We start from the raw sequence: 13,353 nt of genomic DNA, 5'->3' as shown, positions 1-13,353 counted from the left end.
CAGTGCAGATCCTCGTCGTCAATCCAAACACCACCGCCAGCATGACCGAGACTATTGCGGCGGCGGCCCGATCGGTCGCTGGTCAATCGACGAAGATCGTTGCCGTCACCTCGACGATGGGCCCGGTTTCGATCGAAGGCTATTACGATGAAGCGCTTGCCGTACCCGGCCTGCTGGTCGAGATCGCTGCCGGCGAGCGCTCAGGCGCGCAGGCTGCGATCATCGCCTGTTTCGACGACACCGGCCTCGACGCCGCACGCGCCATGGCCAACATTCCGGTCATCGGCATTTGCGAGGCAGCGCTCAGCACGGCCTCGTTCATCGCCCAGCGCTTCACCGTCGTCACCACCACCGGACGCTCGCACGTGCCGGTCGAAGGGTTGGTGCAGCGCTATGGCATGGCGGGGCGCGCGCGCGTGCGCGCTGCCGATATCCCGGTTCTTGCCCTCGAAGATCCGGCATCCGATGCGCTCCTGAAGCTGCGCAACGAGATTGCGCGCGCCATCGACGAGGATCGCGCCGAAGCGATCGTGCTCGGCTGTGCCGGCATGGCCGACTTGGCGGCCGCGCTGCAGCGGGAATTCGGGCTTCCGGTCATCGACGGCGTCGGCGCCGCAGTCAAGCAGGCCGAGGCCTTGATAACGCTTGGCCTGACGACATCCAAGCGCGGCGCCTATGCAAGCCCATTGGCAAAGCCCTATCATGGTGCGTTGAAGTCCTTCGCGCCTGATGCCGCCGAGTGATCGCAATGCCCCGAACGATCCGAACGCTCGCACGTGAAGAAGTGCAAACCCTTGTCGATTGGGCGGCGGCGGAAGGCTGGAACCCCGGCCTCAGCGACGCAGCGCTGTTCCAGACAGCCGACCCGCAGGGCTTCATCGGCGCCTTTATCGACGGCGAGATGGCGGCCGGCATTTCAGCCGTTGCCTATGGCGAGGAATTCGGCTTCATCGGCCTGTATATCTGCCGGCCGGACAGGCGTGGCCAAGGCCATGGTAAGGCCGTTTGGGATGCCGGCATGGCGCGGCTCGACAACCGCACGATCGGCCTCGACGGCGTCGTCGAACAACAGGCCAACTACCGCAGCATGGGTTTTGCGCCGGCCTACCGGACGATACGGCTCATGGGGTCGTCGAATGCCCCGGCAGCCGCCGGCAGCGACATTCGCGCCGTAGGGCCGGAACTCGTGCCGGACATACTGGACTATGACCGCCGCTTCTTTCCCGGCCCGAGGCGATCCTTCCTGGAGCACTGGCTGCGCCCGCCGCATATGGCCCATGCGATCGTCAAGCACGGCGCCATTGCAGGATATGGCGTCGCGCGCCAATGCCGGGACGGCTGCAAGATCGGCCCGCTCTTTGCCGACAGCCTGGATGCAGCGAGCCGTCTCTTCGCCGCACTCGCGCACATGTCCGGTCCCGGAAACGTCCATCTCGACGTGCCCGAGACCAGCGGGCAATTTGCAGATTTGCTGTCGTCCGCCGGCCTTCAACCCGGCTTCGAGACAGCTCGGATGTACAAGGGAAGGGCGCCGCAGCTCATGCAGTCCGGGGTTTTTGCGATAACGACGTTGGAGCTTGGCTGAAACGGTGCAAGCCGACGTCTAGCGTAAAGTCGGGCAACACGAATATCTGGTCTATTTTTCCTGAACTGAAATGCCGGAATCGTCGATACGAAGTTCCACGCCTTTCGGCTTAGTCTCCTCGCGATAAACATAGATGCCCAAGGCAATGACGGCGACGGCCAAAGCGCCGATGATGAGATAAAGATAGTTCTGCTTCATCCGCTGTCGTTAACAACATGATGTGAGCGAGTCTAGCAGTTCGGGTATCAGGACGACGGACGGACACGCGCGTCGATCAGCCATCCAGCCGGTCGCGCAGCATGCTCCAGGGGAGCACCATGTTTGGTGCATGCCGCATCAGGCTGTGGAACGGGATCGGCGACGACGGTCCAAACGGCAGCGGCAAATCCTGAGGCTTTGTTCCATCAGCCCAGTCGGCAAGCACCTTGCCCATGGCAGTCGTCATGGCGATGCCGCGCCCATTGCAGGCAAAGCCCGCAACCAGGCCGGGGCCGAGATCGACGAGGTGCGGCAGGAAGTCGGGCTCGACCGCAGCCATCCCCGACCAGCTGTATTCAAGCGGCGGGATCTCCGGGAGATCGAGCTGCTTCGCCAGCCGCCGCCAGATTGCCTGCGGCACCCGAGTGTCGGCACCGAGGCTAAGAACATGCATGCCGCCGGTTATCAGCCTGTTTTCGCCATCGAAGCGGAAGGTGAAGAGATTGCGCCTTGTGTCGCCGACGCCTTGCCCTCCTGGAAGCAGGCGGGTGCGGTATTCGCGCGGCAGCGGCGCCGTCGCGATCTGGAAGATTTTCAGCGGGAAATAGGTTCGCTGCAGCGCGCGATCCAGCGCCCCGCCATAGGCGTTGGTGGCGACCAGCACTTTTTCGGCACGCACCGAACCGGCGGCCGTCTTCAGAGTCCAGCCACCCCCTGTCCGCTCGATCGATTTAACCCGCGTATGTTCGAAGATGCGCGCACCGGCCTTTTCCGCCGCGTCGGCCAGCCCGCGCGCATATTCGACCGGATTGAGGACGCCACCCGACCTGTCCATCCAGCCACCGAGATAACCGCGAACGCCGGTCAGCTCTTCGACCGCCTGTCTGTCCAGCGCGACAGTCTGTCTTCCGCGTTGTGCCCGTTGTTCGGCGCGCGATCTGGTCTTTTGCAAAGCGGCCGGTGAATGGGCTGGTTGTATCCAGCCGCTCTGGACGGCATCGCATTCTACGCCGTGCCGCTTGATCAGGGCAAAGACGAGGTCGGCGCTGCCGGCGGCGAAATCGACAAGGCGTTCGCCGCGTTCGGGCCCAAGCTGGGCAATGATATCGTCGGGGTCTCTTTTCGCGAAATTCGGCACGACGAAGCCGGCGTTCCTGCCGGTTGCCCCCCAGGCGATGATTTCCGCCTCGAGGACGGCCACCGAGATGCCTCTTTCGGCGGTGTGCAGCGCGGTTGAAAGGCCCGAAAATCCGCCGCCGACAATCGCCAGATCGACATCGAGTGCACCTTCGAGCGCCGGCCGGTCGCGGCGGTTGCGGCCGACGGCGTGCCATAGCGAAAGGCCGCGTGGCACGGCAACGTTGCTCATGACCGTGCAGCGCTCTCGTCCGGAGCCGCTTTCGCGCCCTTGCCGAACCTTGCGCGTCGCGGCCTGTCGCCGAACAGGCCGTTCGGCCTGACCAGAAGGATGACGCACAGCATCACGCCGATGGCGACGATCTGCAGTGAGGCGGCGCGGGCCTGCTGTTCCGGCGAGAACAACACACTCGTCAAGGCTCCTGATCCGGCCCAGATCGCCCAGACCAGGATACTGCCGATGACGGCGCCGATATTGCTGCCCGAGCCGCCGACGATCAGCATCACCCAGACCTGGAAAGTCAGCGCCGGCAAATAATTGTCCGGGGCGATGAAGCCGGTGAAATGCGCCTGCAGCGCACCGGCCAGCCCCATGATGGCGCCGCCGACGGCAAAGGCCTGGACCCGGTAGAACCGCGCGCTTTTTCCCAGCGATATCGCGGCCCGCTCATCCTCGCGAAGCGCCTTCAACACGCGCCCCCACGGGCTGCGCGACAGATGCTCCAGCGCGAGATAGACGATCAGCGTCACCACCGAGACGACGGCAAGATTCGACAGGTTGAACAGTAATGGGGTTTCGGCAAGACCGCCGAACGGACGCGGAATGAAGCCGATGCCGAACGGCCCGCCGGTCAGCTTCTGGGCATTGAGCGCCACCAGTTGCACGACGACGGCGACGCCGAAGGTGGTGATCGCCAGATAGTCCGATCTCAGGCGCAGCGTGGCAATGCCGGTAATGGCGGCCGCGACGCCGCCAACGACCATTGCACCGAGCCAGCCGACAAGGATCGGCAGGTCGAAGCCGCCCAGGCGCGTGGCGTCGTCGGGCGTGGTCAGCAGCGCCGAGGTGTAGGCGCCGATGGCAACGAAGCCGGCGACCCCGACATTAAAAAGCCCGGTCAGCCCCCATTGCAGGTTGAGCCCGAGCGTAACGAGCGAAAAGATCAGCGCGGTGGTCAGGAAGAAGGCGCCGTAGCCGAGCAGATCCATCAGCGTTCCCTCACTCCGAAAAGGCCGATGGGCCGCACGAACAGCACCGCCATCAGGATGATGAAGGAGACGGCCGCCCGCCATTCGGCGCCGATCAATTGCACCGCGCCGGCTTCGGCCAAACCGATGATCAAACCGCCGAGGACGGCGCCGGGCACGCTGCCGATGCCGCCGAGGATGGCGGCCGCGAACATCGGCAGCAGCATCTCGAAACCCATGAACGGGCGGATCTGAATGAGAATGCCGATCATGACGCCGGCGACACAGGCCAGCCCCCCGCCGATGATCCAGGTGACGCGCACGACCCTGGCGACGTCGATACCGACAATGCGGGCAAGTGCCGCGTTCTGGCTCAACGCCTGCATCGAGCGGCCGGTCTGGGTGCGGGTCATCAAAAGATGCACGCCGAGCACCAGAATGGCGGTCAGCAGCAGCAGCGCGATTTGGTCCGGGGTGATGCGAATGCCGAAGCCTATCGGCATGGCGATCTGGATCGCCCGGCTGAAGTAGGTCGGACGCGAGGTGAAGATGAATTCGAGCAGGCTTCTCAGCGCCATCGAGGCGCCGAAGCTCGCCATCACCACGATGATCGCCTGGCCCTTGGCGCGCAGCCGCGCGAACAGCACCATGTCGAGCGCCAGCGCCAGCAGGCCGGTCACCGCCATGCCTATGATGAGCGCGGCGATCAGCGGCCAGCCGAAGGAGAGGGGAGCGATCGGCGCGATCTTGCCGAACATCGCGCCGATAGCGCCAACGACGGCGAGCGTCGCATAGGCGCCCCAGGCCATGAAGTCGCCATGGGCGAAGTTCGAGAAGCGCAGGATCGAATAGGTGAGCGTCACGCCGATGGCGCCGAGGCCGATCATCGAACCCGCCAGCAGCCCGTCGACGACGAATTGCAGGTTCATGCCGCGCCTCCTTTCCCAAGGTCGGGGCGGCGCTGGCCAAGATAGAGCTCGGCGACGACAGGATCGTTCCAGAGCTCGGAGGCGATGCCCTGGTGCCGGTCCTTGCCCTCGACCAGCACGTAGGCGCGATCGCCGATCGCAAGCGCTGCCTTGGCGTTCTGTTCGACCAGCAGAATGGTGACGCCGGATTTGCGGATACCGGCCAGCATCTCGAACACCATCGCCACGAATTTCGGCGACAGGCCGGCCGACGGTTCGTCGAGCACCAGCACCTTGGGATGGACGATCAACGCCCGGGCGACGGCCAGCATCTGCCGCTGTCCGCCCGAGAGATTGCTCGCAGCCGTTCTGCGCTGACGGGCGAGATCGGGAAAGGCCGCATACATTTCCTCGATGCGGGCGGGGACCTCGCGCGGCCTCAGGATGCCGCAGGCGACCCTGAGATTGTCCTCGACCGACATCAGCGGGAAGATGTTTTCGGTCTGTGGCACGAAGGCAAGGCCTAGGCGGACCATGGTGTGGGCGGGTGCCGCCGTGATGTCCCTGCCGTCCAGCAGCACGGTGCCGCCGGTGATCGGGACAAGGCCGGCGATGGCCTTGATAAGGCTCGACTTGCCGGCGCCGTTGGGACCGAGAACGACGACGATCTCGCCCTGGTCGACGGTGATCGAAGCGCCGCGCACGATCGGCACGCCGGGCTCATAGCCGGCTTCAAGATCGCGGACATCGAGAACGGTTTGGCTCATGCAGCGCCTCCGAGATAGGCCTCGATGACGCGCGGGTCGCGCGCAACCTCGTCCGGAGTGCCCTCGCACAGCAGCTGGCCGCTTGCCATGACCAGCACGCGGTGGCAGAGCCGCGTCACCATGTCGATATTGTGCTCGATCAGCAGGAAGGTGATGCCGCTTCTGTTGATATCGCGGATGCGGTCGATGATGACTTCAAGCAACGTCGCGTTGACGCCGGCCGCCGGTTCGTCGAGCAGGATGATCGCCGGATCGGCCATCATGACGCGGGCCAGCTCGAGCAGCTTGCGCTGGCCGCCCGAAAGCACGCGCGCCGGCTCGTGCGCCAGGCGGGCGAGCGTGACGAGCTCAAGCAATTCGATGGCTCTCGTCTCGGCCGCCCGCTCTTCGGCGGCGACCCGCCGCGGCGTCAGGAAATTGGCGAGCAGTCTTTCTCCGGCCTGCCCCTGCGCGGCCAGCATGACGTTTTCGATCAGTGTCAGATTGGGCAAAGGCCGGGGGATCTGAAACGTGCGGCCAAGGCCGCGGCCGATACGGCGATGGGCAGCTTCCCCCGACACCGATACGCCGTTGAGAAGGATTTCGCCGCTGGTCGGCAGGATGCTGCCGGCCAGCAGGTCGAACATCGTGGTCTTGCCGGCGCCGTTCGGACCGATAAGGCCAAGTATTTCGCCTGGCTGGACGTCGAACGAGACACTGTTGACCGCGACAAGGCCGCCGAAGCGTCTGACGACGTTCCTGGCCGTCAGAACTGGCGTGCGGATCTCCTCCTGCCGTTCCGTCGTGTCGCTCATCAATCCCTCTGGCCGAAAGCGATCTTCGTTGCCTATGATTTGATTTGTGATCACACTTGCTTTGATCACGCTATTCGGCTTTAATTTCTTCCGCAAGCCGAAAACGGGCCAAGACCGGGACTGCCCATGCAGAAGGCCGCCATCGAACGGAATAACGAAACGATCGCAGCCCAGCTTACGCCGGTCGGCCGCGAAACCGTGCAGGATCGCGTCTATTCGGAGCTGCGCCGTGCCTTGATCGGCGGCCTTTTTGAGCCGAGTCAGGTGCTGACCATCCGTGGCCTCGCCGACGCGCTGATCACCAGTACCATGCCGGTGCGTGAGGCGCTCGGGCGGTTGATCACCGAGAAGGCGCTGGAGGCGCTTCCCAACCGCTCGGTGCGCGTGCCGCCTATCACGCTGGAGCGTATCGACGACCTCTTGCGCGCCCGCTCCCTCATAGAGGGCGAAGCGATAGCACTTGCCGCTACACGCATGAATTCGCGCCAGATAGCCACGGTGGAAGCCATGCTGGGCCAATGGGACGAGATGCGGGCGCTGAAGCACAAGAAGGATATCGACCGCGAGGCGACGCTCAACCAGAGCTTCCACTTCGAGATCTACCGATGCTGTGGCTCCGCCGTGCTGATCCCGATGATCGAGAGCCTGTGGCTGCAATCCGGGCCGTGCATTCGCGTGGCCATTTACGCATTTTCCGATGCCGGTGAAGTCGATACCGCCCACTACCATCGTAGTATCGTCGCAGCGCTTTCCAGGCAGGATGCCCAGGCAGCGCGCGAGGCGCTGGTGGCGGACATCAGCCGGCCCTTCGCCTTCCTGCGCGACAAGCTCCAATCCGCAAGCAAAGAAGGATTGAGGGCATGACGACGCCTGGCATCAGGATCACCGAGCCACGCTCGAAGCTTTCCGTGACCGCGCTGCTGTTGCCTGAAAAGGCGCCCGACAACGCCGCCTTCCTGCTGGCCTATCTCGAGCAGCCGCGCGTCGTTGCCGGCATCCATGCGATGTGGACCGGGCCGGAAATCTCCTGCCCGGTTCCATCAGCCGAACTTGAGGGCCAAACCTATGCCAGGCCCTTGCCGGCGGAGAACGCAACGCTAACGCCGCAGCCGGGTGACATCGTGTTGTCCTACGTGCCGCCGCGCATGTGGGGCGGCAACCCGAATGCCATCTTCGACATCGGCTTGTTTTATGGACCGGGCGCGCGCTTGCTGTTCCCGATCGGCTGGCTTGCCGGAAGCGTCGTCGCGCAGGTGCGTCCCGAAGAGCGCGATCAATTCGCTGCCGCCTGTGGCGCGATCCGCCGCAACGGCGCCTGTGACATCACCTTCACCCGGGTGGAGATCTGAATGGCCGACGACAGTTTCGAACTCTTCGACCTTCGCGTCGAGGCGGTCGTCCCCGAGGGCAAGCCGATCTATTGCGGTGCCAAGGCCGGCGACTATTTCGAGTTGAAGGGCGAGATGCTGTCGATGCCGACGGGGCAGGGCTTCTCGATCTATTCCATTGCGGCAGTGTTGCCGCTTCTGGCCGCAAAGCAACGCCCGACCCACAGGAACGACTGGATGACTTCGGATGCCGAGATCGCCTGTCCAGATCCCAATTGCGCCAGCCGGCTCAGGATCGTCAGGACCGGCAAGCGGTGGTTCAGTCATTCAGAAACCACGGCTGTGCCGCTGCCCAAGGAGACTGACCAGAGATGACCGCCAAGGCGTTCGAGCTCAGCCCCGGCTACACGATCTCGCGCGTCATTCGTGGCGGCTGGCAGCTTGCCGGCGGGCACGGCGCGATCGACCGCCAACAGGCGGTAACCGACCTGATCGCCACGTTCGACGCCGGCATCGGGACCTATGACTGTGCCGACATCTATACCGGCGTCGAGGAACTGATCGGTGCCGCGCGCCTGCGGCTTGCCAATGAGCGCGGCCTCGACGCCGCCGCCAAGATGAAGGTGCACACCAAGCTGGTGCCTGACCTCGAAAGGCTTTCCAGCATCAGCCGCGACTACATCAGCAGCATCGTCGACCAGTCGCTGCGGCGGCTGAAGACCGAGCGGCTCGATCTCGTTCAGTTCCATTGGTGGGACTATGCGCTGCCGGGCTACGTCGATGCGATGGGCTGGCTCAACGACCTGCGTCTCCGAGGCAAGGTGCGCAACATCGGCACCACCAATTTCGACACGCCGCGGCTGGCCGAGATCCTGGCCGCCGGCGTGCCGCTGGTCAGCCAACAGCTGCAATACTCGGTACTCGACCAGCGGCCGGCCAACAGCCTTGCGGCGCTCGCCAGCCAGCACGGCGTCAGTTTCCTCTGCTACGGTTCGGTGGCGGGCGGCTTCCTCAGCGAAAAATGGCTAGGCGTTGCCGAGCCACAAACGCCACTCGAAAACCGGTCGCTGGTCAAATACAAGCTGATCATCGACGACTTTGGCGGTTGGGAGCTTTTCCAGGAGTTGCTTCGCACACTGAAGGCCGTCGCCGACCACCACGGCGTCGACATCGCCACCATCGCCAGCGCCTGGGTGCTGGAGCAGCCGCAAGTGGCGGCCGTCATCGTCGGCGCCCGCAACCAGGCGCACGCCCTTGCCAATGCCAGAATCATGGACATCGCGCTCGATGCCGACGACCGGGCGAGGATCGCTGCCGTGATCGCGCAAAGCCGTGGGCCGCTGGGCGACGTCTACACATTGGAACGCGACCGTCACGGCCGCCACGGCTCGATCATGCATTACAATTTGAATGCAGGCAGGAAATGAGCGCGGCCATGGACGAGAAGCCCTCCTTGCTTTCCCGCGCCAGTGCCGAAGTGGTCGATCTCCACCGCTTCTTCGTCGACTGGTTCAATGCGGCGAGTGCGGACAATGCAGATTTCAGCCGCTTCGAACGCGTCATGGGCGAAGGCTTCTGCATGGTTGCGCCGGACGGTCAGGTCCTCGATCGTGACGCGGTGCTCGACCATGTCAGGGCAAGCCGCGCCACCTCTGATGGCGATTTCAGTATCTCGATCGAGGATATCCGGGCCGGCTGGCAGTCAGACGACACGATCGTCGTCTGTTACATCGAAGCACAGCAGCGCGGGGGCAAGCACAGCCGCCGCCGCTCGAGTGCGGTCTTCACCACCAGCTCATCGGCGCCCAACGGCGTCGAATGGCGACATCTGCATGAAACCTGGCTGCAGATGCCGGAAGACTGAACAGGCTCAAGGCGTCAATGAGAGTCGTGTAACGAAAGGGGAACAACAATGAAAAAGACCATACTTCAGATCACCACTGCGCTGGCTCTGGTGACAGCGGCCGGTGCAGCGCAGGCCGCGGATTGCAAGATCACGGTCGGCCTCGTCATGGAACTGACCGGTCCCGCCGGCGAATACGGCCAGGCCGGCGCAAAATCGGTCGAAATGGCCTTCCGCGATATCAACGAGGCGGGCGGCGTGCGCGGCTGCGACCTAGCAACCGACACCCGCGACAGCCAGAGCCAAGGCAACATCGCGGTCGATGCCGCGACACAACTCGTGCAGGTCAAGAAGGTGCCGGTGATCATCGGCGGCATCATTTCCTCGGTGTCGATCCCGATCTTGACCTCGGTCACCGCTCCGGCCAAGATCGTCCAGGTGTCGCCTGCTTCCTCGTCGCCGACGCTGACGGCGCTTGGGCGCGACGGCAAGACCAACGGCATCTTCTTCCGCACCATCACATCTGATGCGCTGCAGGGTGTCGCTGCCGCCAAATACGCCATCGACAAGGGTTTCAAGAAGCTGTCGGTCATCCACGTCAACAACGACTTCGGCGTTAACATGGTGGCGGAATTCTCACGCGCCTATAAGGCGCTCGGCGGCACCATCGTCTCCGACACGCCCTACAATGAAAAGCAGTCGAGCTATGCCTCGGAAGTGACCGCGGCGATGGCCGGCGAACCGGACGGGCTTTATCTCGTCAGCACGCCTGTCGACGGCGCGACCATCGCCCGCACCTGGATTTCGCAGGGCGGTGTCCAGAAGTTCCTGCTCAATGACGGCATGAACAGCCCGGACTTCATCGAATCCGTTGGCGCGGATTACCTGAAGGATGCGTACGGCACTTCCTCCGGCACCAGCCCGACCGCATCGACCGAGTATTTCACCAAAAACTACAAGGAATTTTCGGGCATCGAACCCTCGAACCCGGCGGCCGATCGATCCTATGATGCCGGCGCCATCGTCGGCTTGGCCATCGCCATTGCCGGCTCTGAGGATCCGGCCAAGATCAAGGACGCGATGTACAAGGCGGTCGACCCGGCCGGCACGCCGATCTATGCCGGCAAGGACGAGTTCGCCAAGGCGCTCGGCCTGATCAAGGAGGGCAAGCCGATCCGCTACGAAGGCGTCATCGGTCCGGTCGCCTTCGATAAGTATGGCGACATCACCGGCCCGTTCCGGCTCTGGAAGATCGTCGACGGCAAGGTGACGACCGACGGCGAAATGACGACGGATGACGTCAACGCCTTGCAGGCGAAACTTCAGTAAGCGCCTATGCCCCGTCCGGCATCGATCCCATTTCATTGAGGTCGATGCCGGACACTGGCAGGTCCTGCTGCCGGTTAGGCCGGCCCGGAAACGACCACCGCACCAGCGGCCGGCATGATCCAGGGGCAGGCATAGTAATCGGTGACGCGATTTATGATCCCGCCAGCGGCTTCGATCCGAACCGGATGGGCCGGCTTCCAACCGTCTTCGCCATGGTGAAGCACGAGCAGCACCGCCTCGCTATCGATTATGCCAATCGCCATTTTCCAGGTCGTCGAGGCTCTTTCGTATTCAACGAAGTAAGGTGATTCCGATAGCCTTCCCTTGAAGCAATCCGCGACTTGCAATTGGGCATCCGCGCTGGTCAGCGCCCGTACCCCGTCCCAGTCGCGGCGATTGAACAGTTCGACATAGCGGCTGAGCAATTCCAGAAGTTCCGGATCGCGCTGGGGCTCCGAACGGACGATTGGCTCGCCTGACAAGGCGGCCAATTTGGAGCGGCCACGGCTCAACGCGGCCTTGACGCCACCCACGGTCGAGCCGACGAGATCGGCGATCTCTTCCAGCGAATAGTCGAGGACATCCTTGAGCAGGACGCAGGCGCGTTCCTTGGGCGGCAGGTGGATAACCAGCCGTTCGATCGCGCGATCCGCGCCGTTGCCCACCGGCTCGACCGGCAGGATGATCTCGTCTTCGACGAAATTGGCCTCCGCATGCTGACGCACCTGCCGGCTTCGCAGGAAATCGATGCAGCGATTATGTGCAATGCGAAACAGCCAGGGGCGAAGAGCACTCGCATCGTCCAGCTTCTCGATCTTCCGATAGGCCTCGAACAGCGCCTCTTGCATCACGTCTTCGGCGTCGAGCGTCGAACCGGTCATGCGTGCACAGTAGCGGTGCAGCCGCCCGCGCAAATGCGCGACTGTCTCCAGGAAGCCGGCGTAGCGGACGTCGAAAAGCCCGGTCGGGTCAAGTCTTGGCTGCATCTTCATGGGCATTCAATTCGGCGACGGATCACAGCGGGACATAGGTCAGCGTAATGACGCCGTTCTTGAAACGGTGCGTATCTATAAGCTCCAGCTTGACCAAGGATGGGTCGACATCCTGGAAAGCGCGTTTGCCATGCCCGACGCGGGTCGGCACGATCGAGAGTTGATACTCGTCGACAAGCCTGTTGGCGAGCAGCGTCTGGTCGAGATTGCTCACTCCATACTTCAGTATGTTGCCGCCGGCCTGTTGCTTGATCCTGGCAATTTCGGCAGCGACGTCGCCTTCGATCAGCGATGCGTTCCAGCTCACCTCCTTGAGGCTGCGCGACGCAACGAGCTTCTTCAGTCCGTTCATGCGGTCCATGTACTTGCTGCCTTTGACCTGCGGCCAGCGCGCCGAAAACATTTCATAGGTGATGCGGCCGAGCAGGAAAAAATCGGCCTCGCCGGCCTTTTCATAGGAGTGCTCCTTCATCTCCTCGTCGAAGAAGGGCGAGGCCCATTCCATTGGCGCTTCGATGACGCCGTCCAGCGAAATGAAGCTGCCCACTATCAATTTTCTCATCGCATATCTCCGGTTGCGCACAGGCGTCCCGTGAGACCCAAGAACCGGCGAAAACGAAACGGCCCGATGGATAACCACAGGATGCAGTCTCTAGGACGTTCCCGGTTCGACTTTGGATACGCGTGAGGATCGTTTGAGTTAATAGAGCGGCTTGGCCATGTGCCGGGGCGTCGGCCACTCCGTCGTAATCCCCGGCTGCACTGGCCGCTCCAGATAGGTCGATAGCACCACGTAACTTCGCGTCGAGGTGACGCCGGGTGTTTCGTAGAGGCGCGACAGCAGGCCTTCGAGCGCCCGCGTGTCCTCGGTGCGGACCTTGATCAGCATGCATGTGTCGCCGGCCACCGAATGGATCTCCTCGACTTCGGGATGTTCGGAAATCGCCATCAGCTCCGGCGTCTTTCCCCACCCCTTGGTATCGATATGGACGAAGGCGAGCAGCGGCTTGTGTACCGCCTTGGGATCGATGATGGCCGCGGTGTTGCGGATGGCGCCACTCCGCCGCAGGCGCTTGACGCGTTCATGGACTGCCGGCGGCGAAAGGCCGACGCGGTCGCCGAGCTCGGCATAGCTGATCGTCGCGTCGTCGACCAGGACGCCTAATATTTTTCGGTCGATTGCATCGATATCGCGGGCGGCAGGCCTGTTCTGCGGAATGCCATCTGTTTCTTCATCCATATTAAAATTCCCGATTGATGCAGAATTTAATACGGCCATTATTG

General features: G+C 63.2%; 17 protein-coding genes. 8 read left to right on the top strand and 9 right to left on the bottom strand.

The window, feature by feature from the left end; all coding sequences use genetic code 11:
* Positions 1 to 2 precede the first annotated feature (2 nt).
* Both NKG95_RS08525 and NKG95_RS08520 read left to right on the top strand, forming a co-directional pair.
* Positions 3 to 743, top strand: coding sequence for an aspartate/glutamate racemase family protein (locus tag NKG95_RS08525; RefSeq protein ID WP_023716674.1), 741 nt, complete (start codon positions 3 to 5; stop codon positions 741 to 743).
* Between the two features lie 5 nt (positions 744 to 748).
* Complete coding sequence (locus tag NKG95_RS08520; RefSeq protein ID WP_353040435.1) at positions 749 to 1,585, top strand: GNAT family N-acetyltransferase; 837 nt, start codon at positions 749 to 751, stop codon at positions 1,583 to 1,585.
* Positions 1,586 to 1,636: 51 nt separating this feature from the next.
* Here NKG95_RS08520 and NKG95_RS08515 read toward each other — a convergent pair whose 3' ends face one another.
* The 6 genes from NKG95_RS08515 to NKG95_RS08490 all read right to left on the bottom strand — a co-directional run bounded on the left by NKG95_RS08515 (position 1,637) and on the right by NKG95_RS08490 (position 6,577).
* Positions 1,637 to 1,783 (bottom strand): hypothetical protein, encoded by a 147-nt coding sequence (locus tag NKG95_RS08515; protein WP_352465989.1) that lies wholly within the window; start codon positions 1,781 to 1,783, stop codon positions 1,637 to 1,639.
* A 76-nt stretch (positions 1,784 to 1,859) separates the two neighbouring features.
* Entirely contained in the window at positions 1,860 to 3,152 is a 1,293-nt protein-coding gene (locus NKG95_RS08510; protein WP_353040434.1) for an NAD(P)/FAD-dependent oxidoreductase, read from the bottom strand.
* Complete coding sequence (locus NKG95_RS08505) at positions 3,149 to 4,132, bottom strand: branched-chain amino acid ABC transporter permease (RefSeq protein ID WP_353040533.1); 984 nt, start codon at positions 4,130 to 4,132, stop codon at positions 3,149 to 3,151. Before NKG95_RS08505 ends, NKG95_RS08510 begins: the two co-directional genes overlap by 4 nt.
* Positions 4,129 to 5,037: a branched-chain amino acid ABC transporter permease gene (locus NKG95_RS08500; RefSeq protein WP_353040433.1), complete on the bottom strand. Its 909-nt coding sequence runs from the start codon at positions 5,035 to 5,037 to the stop codon at positions 4,129 to 4,131. Before NKG95_RS08500 ends, NKG95_RS08505 begins: the two co-directional genes overlap by 4 nt.
* Positions 5,034 to 5,783: an ABC transporter ATP-binding protein gene (locus tag NKG95_RS08495; protein ID WP_353040432.1), complete on the bottom strand. Its 750-nt coding sequence runs from the start codon at positions 5,781 to 5,783 to the stop codon at positions 5,034 to 5,036. The genes NKG95_RS08500 and NKG95_RS08495 overlap by 4 nt, the downstream gene beginning before the upstream one ends.
* A complete protein-coding gene (locus NKG95_RS08490) occupies positions 5,780 to 6,577 on the bottom strand; it encodes an ABC transporter ATP-binding protein (protein ID WP_353040431.1) in 798 nt (265 codons plus the stop codon). The genes NKG95_RS08495 and NKG95_RS08490 overlap by 4 nt, the downstream gene beginning before the upstream one ends.
* A gap of 126 nt (positions 6,578 to 6,703) precedes the next feature.
* On the opposite strand from NKG95_RS08490, the gene NKG95_RS08485 reads away from it, so the two are divergent.
* From NKG95_RS08485 to NKG95_RS08460, 6 genes are read left to right on the top strand one after another with little or no spacing between them, the layout of a single operon-like run.
* A complete protein-coding gene (locus NKG95_RS08485) occupies positions 6,704 to 7,441 on the top strand; it encodes a GntR family transcriptional regulator (protein ID WP_084642406.1) in 738 nt (245 codons plus the stop codon).
* A complete protein-coding gene (locus NKG95_RS08480) occupies positions 7,438 to 7,926 on the top strand; it encodes a DUF3830 family protein (RefSeq protein ID WP_352482754.1) in 489 nt (162 codons plus the stop codon). Before NKG95_RS08485 ends, NKG95_RS08480 begins: the two co-directional genes overlap by 4 nt.
* On the top strand, positions 7,927 to 8,280 hold the full coding sequence (locus NKG95_RS08475) for a TIGR04076 family protein (RefSeq protein WP_352482752.1): 354 nt from the start codon (positions 7,927 to 7,929) through the stop codon (positions 8,278 to 8,280).
* Positions 8,277 to 9,332, top strand: coding sequence for an aldo/keto reductase (locus NKG95_RS08470; RefSeq protein ID WP_352482750.1), 1,056 nt, complete (start codon positions 8,277 to 8,279; stop codon positions 9,330 to 9,332). The genes NKG95_RS08475 and NKG95_RS08470 overlap by 4 nt, the downstream gene beginning before the upstream one ends.
* Before the next feature lie 8 nt (positions 9,333 to 9,340).
* Positions 9,341 to 9,769: a DUF4440 domain-containing protein gene (locus tag NKG95_RS08465; protein ID WP_023716686.1), complete on the top strand. Its 429-nt coding sequence runs from the start codon at positions 9,341 to 9,343 to the stop codon at positions 9,767 to 9,769.
* A gap of 48 nt (positions 9,770 to 9,817) precedes the next feature.
* Positions 9,818 to 11,077 (top strand): ABC transporter substrate-binding protein, encoded by a 1,260-nt coding sequence (locus NKG95_RS08460; protein ID WP_023716687.1) that lies wholly within the window; start codon positions 9,818 to 9,820, stop codon positions 11,075 to 11,077.
* Positions 11,078 to 11,151: 74 nt separating this feature from the next.
* Here the strand turns inward: NKG95_RS08460 and NKG95_RS08455 are convergent, their stop codons facing one another.
* From NKG95_RS08455 to NKG95_RS08445, 3 genes are all read right to left on the bottom strand, one after another.
* Positions 11,152 to 12,069 (bottom strand): sigma-70 family RNA polymerase sigma factor, encoded by a 918-nt coding sequence (locus NKG95_RS08455; protein ID WP_353040430.1) that lies wholly within the window; start codon positions 12,067 to 12,069, stop codon positions 11,152 to 11,154.
* 22 nt (positions 12,070 to 12,091) lie between these two features.
* Positions 12,092 to 12,631: a dihydrofolate reductase family protein gene (locus tag NKG95_RS08450; protein WP_023716688.1), complete on the bottom strand. Its 540-nt coding sequence runs from the start codon at positions 12,629 to 12,631 to the stop codon at positions 12,092 to 12,094.
* Positions 12,632 to 12,769: 138 nt separating this feature from the next.
* The gene (locus NKG95_RS08445) at positions 12,770 to 13,309 is read right to left on the bottom strand and encodes an Lrp/AsnC family transcriptional regulator (protein WP_352482745.1); all 540 of its coding nucleotides are present in this window, start codon (positions 13,307 to 13,309) and stop codon (positions 12,770 to 12,772) included.
* Positions 13,310 to 13,353 lie beyond the last annotated feature (44 nt).

This window comes from Mesorhizobium sp. M1423, from assembly GCF_040317575.1.
In the GTDB taxonomy this organism is placed as follows: domain Bacteria; phylum Pseudomonadota; class Alphaproteobacteria; order Rhizobiales; family Rhizobiaceae; genus Mesorhizobium.
This window is presented reverse-complemented; position numbering and strand designations above follow the sequence as displayed.